Annotated in this window: 16 protein-coding genes; 12 read left to right on the top strand and 4 right to left on the bottom strand. The window is 67.1% G+C overall.

Going from position 1 to position 14,208, the window contains the following annotated elements:
• The first annotated feature begins 25 nt into the window (after positions 1-25).
• The 9 genes from ACUDP5_RS12410 to ACUDP5_RS12370 all read left to right on the top strand — a co-directional run bounded on the left by ACUDP5_RS12410 (position 26) and on the right by ACUDP5_RS12370 (position 7,879).
• Complete coding sequence (locus ACUDP5_RS12410; RefSeq protein WP_445658873.1) at positions 26-2,887, top strand: autotransporter domain-containing protein; 2,862 nt, start codon at positions 26-28, stop codon at positions 2,885-2,887.
• Between the two features lie 297 nt (positions 2,888-3,184).
• A complete protein-coding gene (locus ACUDP5_RS12405) occupies positions 3,185-3,730 on the top strand; it encodes a hypothetical protein (protein WP_445658872.1) in 546 nt (181 codons plus the stop codon).
• 101 nt (positions 3,731-3,831) lie between these two features.
• Entirely contained in the window at positions 3,832-4,077 is a 246-nt protein-coding gene (locus ACUDP5_RS12400) for a hypothetical protein (RefSeq protein WP_263912599.1), read from the top strand.
• 72 nt (positions 4,078-4,149) lie between these two features.
• Positions 4,150-4,533, top strand: a complete 384-nt coding sequence (locus ACUDP5_RS12395) for a cytochrome c (RefSeq protein WP_263912598.1) — start codon at positions 4,150-4,152, stop codon at positions 4,531-4,533.
• Positions 4,534-4,707: 174 nt separating this feature from the next.
• Entirely contained in the window at positions 4,708-5,208 is a 501-nt protein-coding gene (locus ACUDP5_RS12390) for a hypothetical protein (protein ID WP_445658871.1), read from the top strand.
• Between the two features lie 75 nt (positions 5,209-5,283).
• Positions 5,284-5,940 (top strand): SH3 domain-containing protein, encoded by a 657-nt coding sequence (locus tag ACUDP5_RS12385; protein ID WP_445658870.1) that lies wholly within the window; start codon positions 5,284-5,286, stop codon positions 5,938-5,940.
• Positions 5,941-6,008: 68 nt separating this feature from the next.
• Positions 6,009-6,344, top strand: a complete 336-nt coding sequence (locus tag ACUDP5_RS12380; RefSeq protein WP_263912595.1) for a cyclic-phosphate processing receiver domain-containing protein — start codon at positions 6,009-6,011, stop codon at positions 6,342-6,344.
• A gap of 50 nt (positions 6,345-6,394) precedes the next feature.
• Positions 6,395-6,898 carry a hypothetical protein gene (locus ACUDP5_RS12375; protein ID WP_445658869.1) on the top strand — a complete coding sequence of 168 codons (504 nt, stop codon included), beginning with the start codon at positions 6,395-6,397 and terminating at the stop codon, positions 6,896-6,898.
• Positions 6,899-6,901: 3 nt separating this feature from the next.
• Positions 6,902-7,879, top strand: coding sequence for a hypothetical protein (locus ACUDP5_RS12370; RefSeq protein WP_263912593.1), 978 nt, complete (start codon positions 6,902-6,904; stop codon positions 7,877-7,879).
• Between the two features lie 108 nt (positions 7,880-7,987).
• Here ACUDP5_RS12370 and ACUDP5_RS12365 read toward each other — a convergent pair whose 3' ends face one another.
• Entirely contained in the window at positions 7,988-8,539 is a 552-nt protein-coding gene (locus ACUDP5_RS12365) for a Dps family protein (protein WP_263912592.1), read from the bottom strand.
• Between the two features lie 214 nt (positions 8,540-8,753).
• Positions 8,754-9,419 (bottom strand): TetR/AcrR family transcriptional regulator, encoded by a 666-nt coding sequence (locus ACUDP5_RS12360; protein WP_445658868.1) that lies wholly within the window; start codon positions 9,417-9,419, stop codon positions 8,754-8,756.
• A gap of 168 nt (positions 9,420-9,587) precedes the next feature.
• On the opposite strand from ACUDP5_RS12360, the gene ACUDP5_RS12355 reads away from it, so the two are divergent.
• Positions 9,588-10,289, top strand: a complete 702-nt coding sequence (locus tag ACUDP5_RS12355) for a DAPG hydrolase family protein (RefSeq protein ID WP_445658867.1) — start codon at positions 9,588-9,590, stop codon at positions 10,287-10,289.
• A gap of 59 nt (positions 10,290-10,348) precedes the next feature.
• Complete coding sequence (locus ACUDP5_RS12350) at positions 10,349-11,521, top strand: MFS transporter (protein WP_445658866.1); 1,173 nt, start codon at positions 10,349-10,351, stop codon at positions 11,519-11,521.
• 54 nt (positions 11,522-11,575) lie between these two features.
• Here the strand turns inward: ACUDP5_RS12350 and ACUDP5_RS12345 are convergent, their stop codons facing one another.
• On the bottom strand, positions 11,576-12,967 hold the full coding sequence (locus ACUDP5_RS12345) for an aminotransferase-like domain-containing protein (RefSeq protein WP_445658865.1): 1,392 nt from the start codon (positions 12,965-12,967) through the stop codon (positions 11,576-11,578).
• A 115-nt stretch (positions 12,968-13,082) separates the two neighbouring features.
• Between ACUDP5_RS12345 and ACUDP5_RS12340 the strand changes: the two genes are divergently transcribed.
• Positions 13,083-13,946: a DMT family transporter gene (locus ACUDP5_RS12340; protein ID WP_445658864.1), complete on the top strand. Its 864-nt coding sequence runs from the start codon at positions 13,083-13,085 to the stop codon at positions 13,944-13,946.
• A 42-nt stretch (positions 13,947-13,988) separates the two neighbouring features.
• Here ACUDP5_RS12340 and ACUDP5_RS12335 read toward each other — a convergent pair whose 3' ends face one another.
• On the bottom strand, positions 13,989-14,201 hold the full coding sequence (locus ACUDP5_RS12335; protein WP_115596962.1) for a YbdD/YjiX family protein: 213 nt from the start codon (positions 14,199-14,201) through the stop codon (positions 13,989-13,991).
• Positions 14,202-14,208: the final 7 nt, after the last annotated feature.

The raw sequence follows: 14,208 nt of genomic DNA, 5'->3' as shown, positions 1-14,208 counted from the left end.
AATCGAAATACAAAGGACTCCAGTTTTGACCTCTGGCAAAAACAAATGGCTGACCGCGACGCTCGCGCTCAGCACGACCTACTGCGGCGGCGCCCTGGCCGCCGACCTGACGGTGGCACCCGGCAATACCCAGGTATTCGACGGCTCGGCCAACTTCCCTGGCGGCGTTGACGTCAATGGCGGCACGCTGGTCGTCGGCGGCAATGGCGGCGGCGCCGGCGTCACCCTCAACGGCAACGTCAATGCCGTGTCGAACGCCACCGTGTCCGGCTTTGGCACGGTCAACGGCAATCTCGATGTGTCGGGCAATTCGCGCGTGGCCCCGGGTTATCCCGTCGGCACGCCCACCGGCGTGTCCAACGGCAACCTGGTCGTCAAGGGCGACCTGTCGATGAACAATGCCGTGTTCGACTTCGAAACCGGTTATGCCGGCCTGCCCATCACCCAGCCCGGCACCGGCGACAACATCACGGTCGGCGGCAATGTCGCGCTGAACAACACGACGCTGAACGTCTCGGTCAATACCCTGGGGGTCAACGCCGGCTACTACCGCATCCTGTCGTACGGCGGCACCTTGAGCGGCAACGGCCTGACGCTGGGCACCGTCACCGGCGATTCCGTGCCGGCCGCCAACATCCAGTCGCTGACCGGCGACAAGCAGATCAACCTGATCCTCGGCCCCAGCACCACCAACCTGTGGAACGGCAACGGCGTGGCATCCGCCACCCGCGCGGGCGGCGGCAACGGCACCTGGAGCGCCACCGGCGGCAACTGGAACAGCCCCACCAATGCCACCGGCGCCCTGCCCGATGGCGGCTATGCCATCTTCACCGGCGCGGCCGGCACGGTCACGGTCGACGGCGGCGCAGGCCCCATTCGCGTGTCGGGCATCCAGTTCGCCACCGACCGCTACACCGTGCAAGGCGCGCCCATCACCCTGGTCGGCAACGGCGGCAACCCGCCCGCCCTCGTCGTGGGCGACGGCACCTATGCGTCGGGCCAGTTCGTCGACACCATCCACAACCCGCTGCAGGGCACGCAGGGCTTCGTCAAGACCGGCCCAGGCTCGCTGATCCTGACCGCCGACAGCAGCGGCCTGTCCGGCCCCATCCTGATCGCCGACGGCGCCCTGGAAATCGATGGCAAGCTGAACGGCCCCATGGACATCGGCCGCGAAGTCGTGCTGGCCGGCGTCGGCCAGGTCGGTACCACCACGCTGTACCCCACCGCCGTCATCTCGCCGGGCAACGATGGCTCGCCCATCGGCACGCTCACCGTCAACGGCAACCTGACCTTCGGCCAGGACACGATCTACCGCGTGCACGCCGACCCCGCCAGCAGCGCCAGCGACCGCATCCACGTCACCGGCATCGCCTACCTGGACGGCACCGTGGCCCACGTCGGCCCCGACGGCAACTATGCGCCGCGCACCACCTACAACATCCTGACGGCCGACGGCGGCATCCAGGGCCGATTCACCGGCGCCTCCAGCAACTACGCCTTCCTGACCCCCACGCTGAGCTACGACGCGAAAAACGCCTTCATGACGCTGACGCGCAATGACGTGCCGATCGGCAGCATCGGCAACTCAGGCAACGAAAGCAGCGTGGGCAACGCGCTGGACAAGGAAGACCCGCCCGCCACGAGCAATGGCAACGGGGCGTCGTCCTCCGGCAATGGTTCCTCGGCCACGGGCAATGGCGCGGCCGGCAATGGCGCGGCCGGCAATGGCTCGTCGACCCCCGCCACCTCCTTGACCGGCAGCGGCTCGCCCGTGATCGGCAGCGGCATCACCTCGCCCAGGAACACGGGCGCCAGCCAGGTCACGACCGCCGTGCTGACCATGACGCCCACCGAAGCGCGATCGGCCCTGAAGCAGCTGGCGGGCGAAGCCTACGCCAGCACTGCCAGCGTGCTGCAAGGCCAGAGCGACACCGTGCGCACCTTGCCGCTGGATCATCTGCGCGGCAACCTCGACGCGCCCCTGTTTGCCGGTCCGCCCACGGCCCAACTGGGCTCGCCCTCGTCCGACGCCCTGCCGCAAAGCGGCGCGCACCCGGTCTGGGCGCAGGTCTTCGGCAACTGGGGCAGCCTGGGCGGCGACGGCAACGCCTCGCGCGTCAGCCAGTCGGCCGGCGGCCTGTTCGTGGGCACCGATGCCGCCGTGGGCGGCGGCTGGCGCCTGGGCGGCGCGGTCGGCTACACCGGCAGCCACAGCTCCGTGGCCGACACCTCGGCGCGCACCAACGTCGACAGCTACACGGCAACCGTGTTCGGCGGCCGCAACTTCCCCGCCGGCCCCGGCCACATCCGCTTCATGGCCGGTGCCGCCTACACCTGGCATGACGTCGACACCAAGCGCAATGTCGCGGCGGGCAGCCTGAACCAGCAGTTGAAGTCCTCGTACAACGCCTCGTCCACGCAGGTGTTCACCGAACTGGGCTACAAGCTGCCGCTGGGCGACGCCTACAGCATCGAACCCTACGCCGGCCTGGCCTGGAACCAGCTGCGCACCCGCGACTTCCAGGAATCGGGTGGATCGGCCGCCCTGCGCGGATCGGGCAGCACCGACGACGTGACCACCACCACGCTGGGCCTGCGCGGCGCCTGGGAATTCGAGTCCAACCGCGCACCCGGCCGCCTCACCGCGTCGCTGGGCTGGCGCCATGCCATGGGCGACGTCAAGCCCCGGCAGGACCTGGCCTTCGACGGCGGCAGCACGTTCTCGGTCAGCGGCGCACCGATAGCGCAGAACGCGGCCGTGCTGGGCCTGGGCGCCGAAATCGCCATCGCCCGCAACACCACCGCGGGCGTTGCGTACGACGCACAGTTTGGCGGCGGCAACCGCCAGCAGTCGGGCATGTTCAAGCTGGCGGTGCGCTTCTAACGCGCGGTCGAGCACGCCGAGGTCCTGCGGCGTGTCGGCCATTGCGGGCTGACACGCCGTAACGCCCGGGGCATGTCGCGATTGCCGCACGACCTGCCGACGGCGTGCTCATTCAAGCAACCGTAAAACCCCCGGCGTCGCAGCCGCGACGCCGGGGGTCGGCAACATTCTGAATTCCCAATCAGTTGTATTCTTTCGCCCGTTGTCATCATTCGCGAGGGACTGCACGTGCATTGCCAAACTTGCGGGGCGGCGTTCCGCGGCCGGGGCCCTCTTTGCGACGAATGCAAAAAGACCTTGTCCGGCTTGTCCAGCCCCAAGCCGTCCCCGGTGCCGGACGACGGTTTCAAGGCCGACCAGGATATTCTTGGATCCGGGTATCGCCGACCGCTCTCCAAGGAAGGCGGCTGGAGCCTGCCGCGGCTCGTGCGCACCAACATCATTCCCATCGCGTTTCGCGGCCACTCGCTCAAGCGCCTGTGGCTGACGGCCATCGGCGCGGCCGGGGTCATCGCCAGCCTGGGTGAAATGTCGTATCGCTGGGGCGTGTGGTGGTTCTGGCTGATCATTCCGTTCGGCGCGGCGCTGATGATCGGCTATCGCCTGTTGCGCAAACGGTTCGTCAGCATTGCGGGCTGGTTCAACGTCGAATCCGACAAGCACGGCAGCGTCTATATCACCACCCTGGGCGGAGACTGCCCGGTATGCAACGGCGAGATCGGGCTGAAAGACGTCGGCGCCAAACGCGAAATCAAGATCGTCATCCAATGCAAGGCAGACCCGACGCACCGCTGGGGCTTCAATTCCGCCGACCTGGAGGAATTGGAACCGCGTGCGTCTTGATGGGCAATGAGCGGGAATTCGCCCGAACTTTCCTAAGTCCCGCCAGCAGATTCCATGACCATGCGGCGTGGGGACGATCCACAGTTTGAACTGAGCTAGCCATGGGCATCGAATACCAGATCAAGTTCGCCGTTCCCGCTGGTTATGATCCGTCCGCGCTGATCAAAAAGCTGCCGGACGCGATCGAGCGGCCTTCAATGACGGACATCTACAGCTATGCGCTGGAGCCAGCGGGTTTCTACTTCGTGGACCATCTTGTGAACCCCGCGATTGCCTCACTGGCCCTTCGCCGGCTCATCGATGAAGCATTGCGCCATGGCGAGCGAGTAGAGATCATCGAGCCATGACGGCCCGAGGGCCAGGACACCGTCGCGTCCTGGCTTGCCTCGACCATTATTCAATTCATATAAAAAGACAAAATGACAGTCCGTGTGTTAAGCATCGCCTCGCTGGGCGTTGCATTGCTGGCCCAAGCCGCGCCCGCGTTCGCACAGAACCTCAACGGCAAGAACCTCTTCACGCAGCGATGTGCCATGTGCCATGGGGCAGACATCAAGGGCACCGGGCCGTTGGCCAAGAAGAGCAATCCGCCTACCCCCGACCTGACCACTGCCGCTTTCAAGAAGCGGCTGCATGACTATCCGGGCGTCATCGTGTCATCGGTGATCCTGCGTCCGAACGGCGACTTGATCCCCAAGACGTTGAAAGAGAACGGCGTGAAGGTGCCGCCGCACGCCTGGACGGTTCAGGATTTTCGCGATCTGAACAAATACATGACGGATGTGATCGCAAAAAGCCGCTGAGCTTGAGCGGAGTTGTGTCGGAAGTTCGGTGATCACGCCCGTTACTCCCGCCAACGCCCCCTCTCTGTGTCAAAAGCGCCCCCACGCCAGGAAATCCCCCCAGCCTTAAGTTAAAGTGCTGAAGGTCGCGCGAACGTCCGCGCCCCCACCATCCCACCCAGGAGCAGTACCGCAGTGAATGACACCCGCACGCCCGAGTCCGATATCGCCGAAGACCGCAAGGAACAAGAAGCCAGGTTGTGGCGCGATGACGGCTGGACCGCTCGGATCATCAAGAACGAAGACGACGACGGCTGGGCCGTGGAGATGACGCTGGACGGCCAGGCCGAACCGGCCCTGGTAGGCCCCTGGACGATGGGCCGCGACAAGAAGAACCCCAAGCCGATGGACGGCCCCGCGTTCTCCACCCTGGTCAAGACCGCCAACGAAGTGCTGCGCCGCCACGAACAGCAATTGCACGCGACCCTGCACAAGAGCGTGAAGATCGACGCCGACGCCGGCCGCCTGACGATCAAGCTGGACATCGTTCCCGACGAAGACGAACCCTATGCCGTGCTGAGCGCCTACGACGAATTGGGCGAACAGCTGGCCCAGACCCACGTGGCACCGACCTACAAGCTGAGCGTGCAGCGCGCCTCGGAATGGGTCAGCGGCGGTTTCCCCAAGCACGGCTGATGCCGCGGGCTGCCCGGCCCACACCGCAGCCCGCTCCCTGTCTTTCCAGTTTCCATCGACGACGAGATCAAGCCCATGACCTTTCGACCGATATTCCTGGTACTTGCCACACTGACCCTGTCGCCCGCGTTCGCCGCCCCGCCGCCCGCTCAGGGCACGGCCTGGACCCCGCCGGGGGCCACCGCCTGCAGCTTCTCCGGCTGGACGAACGATGAGAAGCCCGTGGTCCAGGTGCGCGCGGCGCCGTCCGCCCAGGCCAAGGTGCTGGGCACCCTGCCGACGACCCGCGGTGACGGCCCGGACCCCACCATCGACTACTACAGCGTCACGTTCGATGTGGCCGAGGCGCGCGACGGCTGGCTCAGGATCAAGAACGCCAGCGATGCCAAGACCGGCAACGATCAAAGCCGGCCACGGCCCGTGTACCAGGGCGAAGGCTGGATCGAAGCCGGCGATGCGAATATCGCCATCCAGTCGGCGCGCGGATACGCCCGCCCGGACCCCGCCAGCGAACAGCTGCTGGACCTGCAGGACAACTGGCTGACCGAACGGGCCAAGGTGCAAGGCATCGTCGCCTGCGATGGCCAATGGCTGCTGCTGGACTACGAAATGCGCAACAGCGACAAGTTCGAAGCACTGGCCCCCAAGGACCGCACGCGCGGGCGGGCGTGGTTTCGGGGCATCTGCGAAACGTCCGAAACCACCTGCGACATGCGGTCGGTGGACAAATAGCGGCACCCGTGGCAGCCCTGCCGCCACGGGTGCCGGTGCGCGCTGCCAGCCGCGAACAAGGAACAAGGATGAAGGTATTTCTGGACGATGTGCGCGTGACGCCGGAAGGCTGGGTGCGCACATTCTGGCCTGAAGAGGTCATCGCGTTGCTCAAGACCGGTCAAGTCACGGAACTTTCGCTCGACCACGACCTGGGCGACGACGAGCATGGCACGGGATATACGGTGTTGTTGTGGCTGGAAGAGCAAGTGGCCATGCATGGCCTGGTGCCGCCGGCGATTCGCGTGCATTCGGCCAATTCGGCGGCCCGGCTGAAAATGGAAGCGGCGATAGCCTCGATTGAGCGGCATGCGGGCCAAGGCCATCACGCGACCCCGGGTCAACGCCAGGGAGGACAGCCCTGAGCGCTGTCCCAAACCGAGCCGGACTGTAGCGATATTCCCAAGGAAAACTCATGACCCAGCTTCCCCCCGAAGCCATCGCTGCGCTGGAGCGTGGCAAGCTGATCGAAGCCATCAAGATCACGCGTGACCAGACCGGCATGGACCTGAAGTCGTCCAAGGAAGCGGTCGAACGGTACGCCAACAGCAGCGAGCAAGCGCTCGGTGCAGGTGCCGCCGGCAGCGCAAGCCACGGCGCAACCGAAGCCGGCGCCATGCAGGGCAACAAGCCCGCCGTACCGGCCGCTGCCCTGGCCGCCCTGGCGCGCGGCCACAAGGTCGAAGCCGTGCGCCTCACGCGCGATGCCACGGGCCTGGGCTTGGCCGACGCCCTCAAGCTGGTGGACGCCCAACTCAATCCCGCCGCCCAGGACGACGTCCCCTTGTCGTCGAGCAGGCTGGGCGATCCGATGGCCGAACCCGGCCGGGTGCCGCGCGGCGGCTTCAAATGGCTGCCCATCGCCATCGTCTTGCTGCTGTTCGCGCTGGCGTGGGTCACGCTGGGCAAAGGCTTCTGACACATGATCGTTCCTGAATACTGGGCCGAAGGCCGCATCCAGCAGCAGGTGGCCGGCAAGCAATACACCGTGCGCCGCTACGGCTGGTCCGACGACAGCGCGATGGCCGCACAGGCGCATGCCGACCAGCGCACGCGCGAGGCTTTCGAGCGCATCGTCAATGGCGAGCCGCTGCAACGCCGCGAGCGCAAGCTGGCGTATAACGGCGCCGACGGCATGCCGATTCGCGAGGAAATCCTCGAACGCCAGGGCGACAGCATCATCACGCGCAACGGCTACGGGGCGCGCTGCCTGAATACGCCCAACGTGATGTTCGTCGACGTCGACTTCGAAGACCGGCGCGGCAGCGCGCGCGGACTGACGGTGATCGGCGCGGCCTTTCTGATGGCCTTCGCGGTGGGCTACGCCACCCACTCGGCGATGGCGGGCCTGGCCACGCTCATGCTGGTAACGGCGTTGGGCTTCTGGCGCGCACGCGCCGAGGGGCTGCGCCTGACCGAGGACAACAGTGATCAGCTGACGGGCCTGCGGGAACGCGTGGATCAGTTCATCCAGCAACGGCCCGACTGGCACCTGCGGGTGTACCGCACGCCATCAGGCGCGCGCCTCCTGGCCATGCACGACGTGTTTGCGCCAGCGGATGCCGAGGTGACCGAGGCGTTCGACGCGTTGGGCGCCGACCCGGTCTACGCGCGCATGTGCCGCAACCAGAACTGTTTTCGGGCAAGGTTGAGCCCCAAGCCCTGGCGGGTGGGCATCGACGAGCACCTGCCGCGTCCGAGCGTCTGGCCGGTGCCGTTCGAGAAGCAGGCCGCCCGCAACGCCTGGGTGGCGCGCTACGAAACGGCCGCGCAAGGCTATGCCGCTTGCCAGTACCTGGGCAGCGTGGGCAACACGCTGAACGTGCATCCGGATGCGCTGGCCGTGCAAGCATTGCACGACGACCGCACCGGCGCCCAGCGCGGGCTGGCGCTGGCCTGAGCGAGCCGGGATCGGCGTCACCGACCCGGCGCCGATGGTCAGCACCGCCTGGAAGCGCGCGCCGTGGGTGGCAATGGCCGCCTTGCGCTCAGCCCAGGCCCACGCGGCTCAATGCCCCGTGGAATCCCCTTCGCGGCTGGCTTCGAACAGGAACCAGGTGCGCCGTTCGGTCTCGTCGATCCAGTTCTCGATCAGGCTGGAACTGGCGATGTCGCGATGTTCGTCGGTGACGTTGTGCGCTTCGCGCAGGGACGCGGCCAGGGTCTTGTTGTCTTCGCGCAGCTCGGCCAGCATGTCCAGCGGCTGGACGTAATCGGCGTCGTTGTCGGAAATGCGTTGCGACCGCGAGATGTGGCCGATGGACCGCAGCGTGGTGCCGCCGATCTTGCGGATGCGTTCGGCGATGGGGTCGGTCATGGCAAAGAGCTGGTCACCCTGCTCGTCCAGCAGCAGGTGGTAATCGCGAAAGTGCGGTCCGCTGACGTGCCAATGGAAGTTCTTGGTTTTCAGGTACAGCGCGAACACGTCGGCCAGCACCTGGTTCAGCACCGCGGAGATGTCGCGGGTGGCGGCGGCGGCAAGGTCGGTCGGGGTCGCCAGCGGGCGCTTGCGCAGCGTCTTTGCCGCCTTGGTGGTCTTCTCATTCAGTTTCTTGGCCATGAATCGCAGCTCCTGGAAATGATTCGGAAAACTCGCGCGCGGCGCCGATCGATGGCACCGCGACACCCCAGGGTAATTCCGTATGACCGCTTTGCCAAATGGGCGCGCCAGGCTGGCGCCAAGCTGAATGCAGGGCGCGCTTCGACATGACGGCCGCACTAGTTTTTTCGGACCGTCGCAGACCCGCTCGCGCTGAACAACGACACCGGCAAGCCTAGCCCGTCTTCACCTCGAACACCCCTCCCTGCCCCGAGAACAGCGCCACGCCGGCCTCGATACGCGCCTGGACCGACCCCGCTGGCAACGGCGGCGTGAGGCCCAGCGCCATCTGGCGCAGCGGCTCGGCAATGACCATGGCCAGCAGCAGGCCGGCGGTCTCGATCGGTTGCTTGATGCGGATCAGGCCGCGCGCGGCCAGCTTCTGGAACCAGGCGGCCAGCATGGCCGTGCCGCGTTCGATGCCGTTCTTCTGGTAGACGTCCAGCAACGCCTGCCGCGCCGGAAAGTCGCTGGTCAACAGGCGGAACATGCCGACGGCATCCGCCGACAGCGCGCGCTCGGCAATCGCCTGCAGCACGCGGCTCAAGGCGGGCAGCACGTCGGCGGCCGACGCCACTTCCTGCGCCATGACGGGTTCGAAGGTGTCGGTCCAGCCGCGCACCACTTGCGCCACCAGGTCTTCGCGATTGGCGGCAAAGCGATAGACGGTTTTCTTGGCCATGCCGGCGCGCTTGGCCACGGCTTCCAGCGTGGCCGCGGCATAGCCTTCGTTCAGCAGCAGCCAGGTGGCGGCCTGCAAGGCGGCGGCGTGCAGCTCGGCATCGGGCCGGGCGGGACGGCCGCGCGGCCGGGGCGCAGGGGGGGAAGCTAGGGTCGCCATGGGCGGTCGCAAGTCCTGGTGATCGGTCAAAACGGTTGTTGCAAGGGTGAACGGCGTGGCCGCCTGCCCTATGGATGAACCGCGATCTTACACGGTCCGGATACTTTGGAAACGTTTAACGTTTCCTTATTGTAGAATTCGGTTTTCCCAACCTTGAAGAGACCGGTCATGACCACCCCTCACCCCGACGCGGCGTACATCGCCGCCGACCTGGACACGTTGCTCAGCCCTGCCCCGCTGCGCCTGGAAACCGGCATCACCCGGCTGCCGGGCGGCGGCCTGATCGTGGCGGCGCGCACCGATCTGCACGGCTGCAAGGGCCGCATGCTGGACTGGTGGTTCAAGTTCTTCCAGACGACGCAGCACATCAAGTGGTGGCATCCGCAGGACCACGTCGAACATCGGGGGTGGGACGAACACTGGCGCCGCGGCGACAACTACGTGGGCGCGTCGATTCATGCGGTGGAATCGCTGGCGGACCTGCCGCCGGTGGCAGCGAAGCTGAAGTTCCATGCGCCGGAAGATTGCCTGGATGCGGCGCGCCTGCGCGCGGCCACCGCCAATGGCGAGGTGTCGGCGGCGGTCTATGCGCGCATCGGCTTTGGCGATGCCATCGAACTCGATGCCGAGGGCGACCCGATGGACGGCCAGATGATCCACCTGGCCCGCGACACGCCGTTTGGCTGCGTGCTGCGCAGCCGCTTCTACCTGGGTCTGTCCAGCGCGCAGCCCGAACAGGACGTACCGGATGTGCTGGGGCTGAACCTGCTGCGGCACTGCTATACGGAATTCACCTTCCTGTCGCGCTTCCTGCCGTCGATCTATTACGGCGAGCACGCCAATGACGAGGCCGTGCCGCTGCCCTGGTAGGCGTTGCGCCGGAAGGAGTATGCTAGCGCGCTTCATTCCGGCCCGACCCCGACAACGCTATGCGCGGCAACCCCGACGCCCGGCAAGGCGCTATCGCCCTGCATGGGTTCTACTTCCTGTACTACGGCTTGCAGGGCGTCAGCATTCCTTTCTTGCCCTTGTGGTTCGCCAGCCGCGGGCTGGACCCGGCGCTGATCGGCCTGATCGTGGCCACGTCGTTCCTGCCCAAGATCCTGTCGACGCCGGTGGTGGCGCACGTGGCCGACCAGAGCGGCCGCGCCCACGGCCTGATCGCCGCGGCGCTGGGCGCATCGCTGCTGCTATTCATTTGCTACCCCTTCAGCCAGGCGCCGGCCTGGCTGTTCGCCATCACACTGCTGCTGAATGCGGTGTTTCCGGCGGTGCTGCCGCTGCTGGACCGCATGGCGATCGCCAGCGGCCGCGGCCAGGGCAATTCGTACACCCTCATCCGCGCCTGCGGGTCGCTGGGCTTTGCCATCGTGACCGTGGCGGGCGGCTACCTGATCAAGACGTTCAATGCGGATTGGGTGATGTGGCTGTCGATCCTGCTGATCGTGGCTTGCTTGGCCTGCGTGCGGCTGTTGCCGCAGGCCGCGCGGCCCAGCCCGGACGAAGCGCCCGCCGAACGGGTGCGGCTGCCGATGCGCGAGATCCTGCGCGACCGGCCGCTGCTGCTGTGCATCGGCGCGGCGTCGCTGGTGCAGGCCAGCAACGGCTTCCTGTATTCGTATTCGACGCTGTACTGGACCGACCGAGGCCTGTCGACGGCGCTGATCTCGATGCTGTGGGCGGTGGGCGTGACCAGCGAGGTGCTGTTCTTCTTCCTGGCGCCCAAGGTGCTGGCGCGGGTGGGCGCGCAGTGGCTGATCCTGGCGTCGGCGGCGATGACGGCGATCCGCTGGGCCGGGCTGTCGGCCACCACGGACCCGGTGTGGATCGGCGCGCTGCAACTGCTGCAGTGCTTCACGCTGGCGGGCAATAATGCCGCCATCATGTGGTACATCGCGCGGCGCGTGCCGGCGGGCTGCAAGACGTCGGCGATCGCGCTGTACGCACTGCTGTCGGGCGGGGTGTTCATGTTCGGCAGCATCCAGCTGGGCGGCGCGCTGTACCGCAGTTTTGCGCCGGGCGGCTTCCTGGTGATGGCGCTGTGCGCGGCCTGCGCGATTCCGCTGGTGCTGCTGTCTGAAAAACGGACGCGGCCGGCCTGAAAGCGGCCGCGCTGACCTTGCCCGGCACGGCGCACGGCGACACGGCTGACTGCCCTACCGCCGGCTCGCGTCCAGCGCCCGCGCCAGGCTGCCGAAGACGTGATCGTCGTTGGACTGCGCCACGTTGAAGCGCAGGAACCCACCCGCCTCGGGCGAGCGGCTGAAGGAATTGCCCGGCGCCAGCACTACGCCGTCGCGCAGGCAGGCCCGCGCGACCGTCGGCGCGTCGATGCCGGCGGGCAGTCGGCTCCAGAGAAACATGCCGGCCTTGGGGTAGCTCCAGGGCTCGATGCCCAGCGCGTGCAGACGCCGCGCGACGACTTCCATTTCCTCGGCCAGGCGCTGGCGCACCCATTCCATATGTTTGCGGTAGCCGCTGTCGATCAGCGTACGGTGCACGACGTCCGCGGCCAGGCGGCCGCCGCCGAACGTGGTGGCGATTTTCAGGTCGGCCAGGCTGTCGACCCAGTCGGGCTTGGTGGCGATGTAGCCGCAGCGCAGCGAGGCGGACACGGTCTTGGAAAAGCTGCCGATCTGGATCACGCGTGACAGGCCGTCAAAGGCGGCCAGGCGCGGCGCGGGGCTGTTTTCGAAGTCGGCGAAGATGTCGTCTTCGACGATGACCAGGCCGGCGCCGTCGGCCACCTTGAGCAGACGGTGGGCCACCAGCGGCGATAGCGAGGCCCCGGTGGGGTTGTGCAGGCCGGAATTGGTGATGTACAGGCGCGGCGCATGCTCGCGCACGGCCGCTTCGAACCGCCCCACGTCGGGCCCGTGCGGGGTGTAGGGCACGCTGACGACACGCGCCCGGTGGGCCTTGAGCAAGGCGTGGAAATTGAAATAGCAGGGGTCGTCGACCAGCACGGTGTCGCCGGGTTCCAGCAAGAACCGGCAGATCAGGTCGATGGACTGGGTGCCGGACTCGGTCAGCATGATCTGGTCGGGCGCGGCCTCGATGCCGGCGGCGGCCATGCGCCGCGACAGCACCTGGCGCAGGCCCGGATGGCCCAGCGGGGTGGCGTATTCGGTCAGCGCCACGCTGTCGGCCTTGGCCAGGGCGCGCAAGGCGCGGCGGATGCCCGCTTCATACATCCATGAACTGGGCAGCCAGCCGCAGCCGGGTTTCAACGCGGCGGGCGCGGTGTCCAGCGACTGGCGCGAGACCCAGAGCGGATCGACTTCGCGGTCGAACTTGGGGCCGATCTCGGCCAGCGCCAGGGGTGCCACCGGGCCGGCGACGTAAAAGCCCGAACCCGGCCGCGACGTGATGGCGCCTTCGGCGGCCAGGCGCTCGTAGGCTTCCACCACGGTCGACACCGACACCCCCATGGCCGCAGCCTGCGCCCGCACCGACGGCAGCCGGGCGCCGGGCGACCAGGCCCGCGAGGCGATCTTTGCCTGAACCTGCGCCATCACCGCTTCGATCCGCGTGCCGCCGCGCGCCATAGCGCCTCCGTTTGTACTGGACTGTATTGCATAACAGTTATTTTGAATTGTACTGGACTGTCTCTGGGGAAAACCCGGCCGCGGTGCTGAAGTAACGGATTCATCGGAGCGGTTCATGGACAAGGCAACAAGTGGCTGGATCAATGGTTTCATCGGCGTGGCGATCTTCGCCGGCTCGCTGCCCGCGACGCGGGTGGCCGTGGCCGAGCTGGACCCGACCTTCCTCACCTGCGCTCGCGCCACCATTGCCGCCGTGCTGGGTTGGGCCCTGTTGCTGCTGCTGCGCCAGCCGCGGCCGCGGCGCGTGGACCTGCCGGCGCTGGCGCTGACGGCGGTGGGCGTGGTGCTGGGCTTTCCGCTGCTGACGGCGCTGGCGTTGCAGCACGTCACGTCGGCGCATTCGATCGTGTTCCTGGGTCTGTTGCCGCTATCCACCGCGGTGTTCGCGGTGCTGCGCGGCGGCGAGCGCCCTCGCCCGGCCTTCTGGATGTTCTCGGTGGCGGGCGCGGCCTTCGTCGTGGGCTACGCGGTGATCGGCGGGCTGGACGTGTCGCTCAAGGGCGACCTGCTGATGCTGGCGGCCATCGTGGTCTGCGGCATGGGCTATGCGGAAGGCGCCAAGCTGTCGCGCACGCTGGGCGGCTGGCAGGTGATCAGCTGGGCGCTGGTGCTGTCGCTGCCGGTAATGCTGCCGTTGGCGCTATTCGCGATGCCGCCCACGTTCGCGCACGTCACCGTGGCCGGCTGGATCGGGCTGGCCTATGTGTCGCTGTTCAGCATGCTGATCGGGTTTGTGTTCTGGTACCGCGGCCTGGCGCAGGGCGGCATTGCGGCGGTGGGCCAGTTGCAGCTGTTCCAGCCCTTCATGGGGCTGGGCCTGGCGGCGCTGCTGCTGCACGAAAACGTCAGCTGGGCGATGCTGCTGGTGACGCTGGCAGCGGTGGTGTGCGTGGCCGGGGCGAAGAAGTACGCCCGCTGAGCCACGCCACCTGCCGCGCAGTCCGCGGCACTGTCAGTGCTGTCAGCAGCACCCGATCCGTTTCTTGCCGCCGTAACGGGCGTCCTGCCGCTCGCGGAAGAACGCTTCGTACGTCATCGGCTCCTGGTCCGGATGGGTGCGCCGCATGTGTTCGACGTAGGTCTCGTAGTCGGGCACGCCGACCATCAGCCTGAGCGTCTGGCCCAGGTAGCGGCCGGCGGCGCCGGCCGCCGAGGTCATATTGGTAAACAGCATGCGGCGG

This window comes from Achromobacter sp. NCFB-sbj8-Ac1-l (assembly GCF_052695805.1).
The sequence above is the reverse complement of the archived record's forward strand: the minus strand, read 5'-3'. Positions and strand labels throughout refer to the sequence as shown.

Bases quoted from the DNA above. Each gene is read 5' to 3' on its own strand.
- ACUDP5_RS12340 (WP_445658864.1), top strand. From the start codon at position 13,083: ATGGACAAGGCAACAAGTGGCTGGATCAATGGTTTCATCGGCGTGGCG.
- ACUDP5_RS12380 (WP_263912595.1), top strand. From the start codon at position 6,009: ATGAAGGTATTTCTGGACGATGTGCGCGTGACGCCGGAAGGCTGGGTG.
- ACUDP5_RS12400 (WP_263912599.1), top strand. From the start codon at position 3,832: ATGGGCATCGAATACCAGATCAAGTTCGCCGTTCCCGCTGGTTATGAT.
- ACUDP5_RS12355 (WP_445658867.1), top strand. From the start codon at position 9,588: ATGACCACCCCTCACCCCGACGCGGCGTACATCGCCGCCGACCTGGAC.
- ACUDP5_RS12370 (WP_263912593.1), top strand. From the start codon at position 6,902: ATGATCGTTCCTGAATACTGGGCCGAAGGCCGCATCCAGCAGCAGGTG.
- ACUDP5_RS12395 (WP_263912598.1), top strand. From the start codon at position 4,150: ATGACAGTCCGTGTGTTAAGCATCGCCTCGCTGGGCGTTGCATTGCTG.
- ACUDP5_RS12335 (WP_115596962.1), bottom strand. From the start codon at position 14,201: ATGCTGTTTACCAATATGACCTCGGCGGCCGGCGCCGCCGGCCGCTAC.
- ACUDP5_RS12375 (WP_445658869.1), top strand. From the start codon at position 6,395: ATGACCCAGCTTCCCCCCGAAGCCATCGCTGCGCTGGAGCGTGGCAAG.
- ACUDP5_RS12360 (WP_445658868.1), bottom strand. From the start codon at position 9,419: ATGGCGACCCTAGCTTCCCCCCCTGCGCCCCGGCCGCGCGGCCGTCCC.
- ACUDP5_RS12350 (WP_445658866.1), top strand. From the start codon at position 10,349: ATGCGCGGCAACCCCGACGCCCGGCAAGGCGCTATCGCCCTGCATGGG.
- ACUDP5_RS12385 (WP_445658870.1), top strand. From the start codon at position 5,284: ATGACCTTTCGACCGATATTCCTGGTACTTGCCACACTGACCCTGTCG.
- ACUDP5_RS12365 (WP_263912592.1), bottom strand. From the start codon at position 8,539: ATGGCCAAGAAACTGAATGAGAAGACCACCAAGGCGGCAAAGACGCTG.
- ACUDP5_RS12345 (WP_445658865.1), bottom strand. From the start codon at position 12,967: ATGGCGCGCGGCGGCACGCGGATCGAAGCGGTGATGGCGCAGGTTCAG.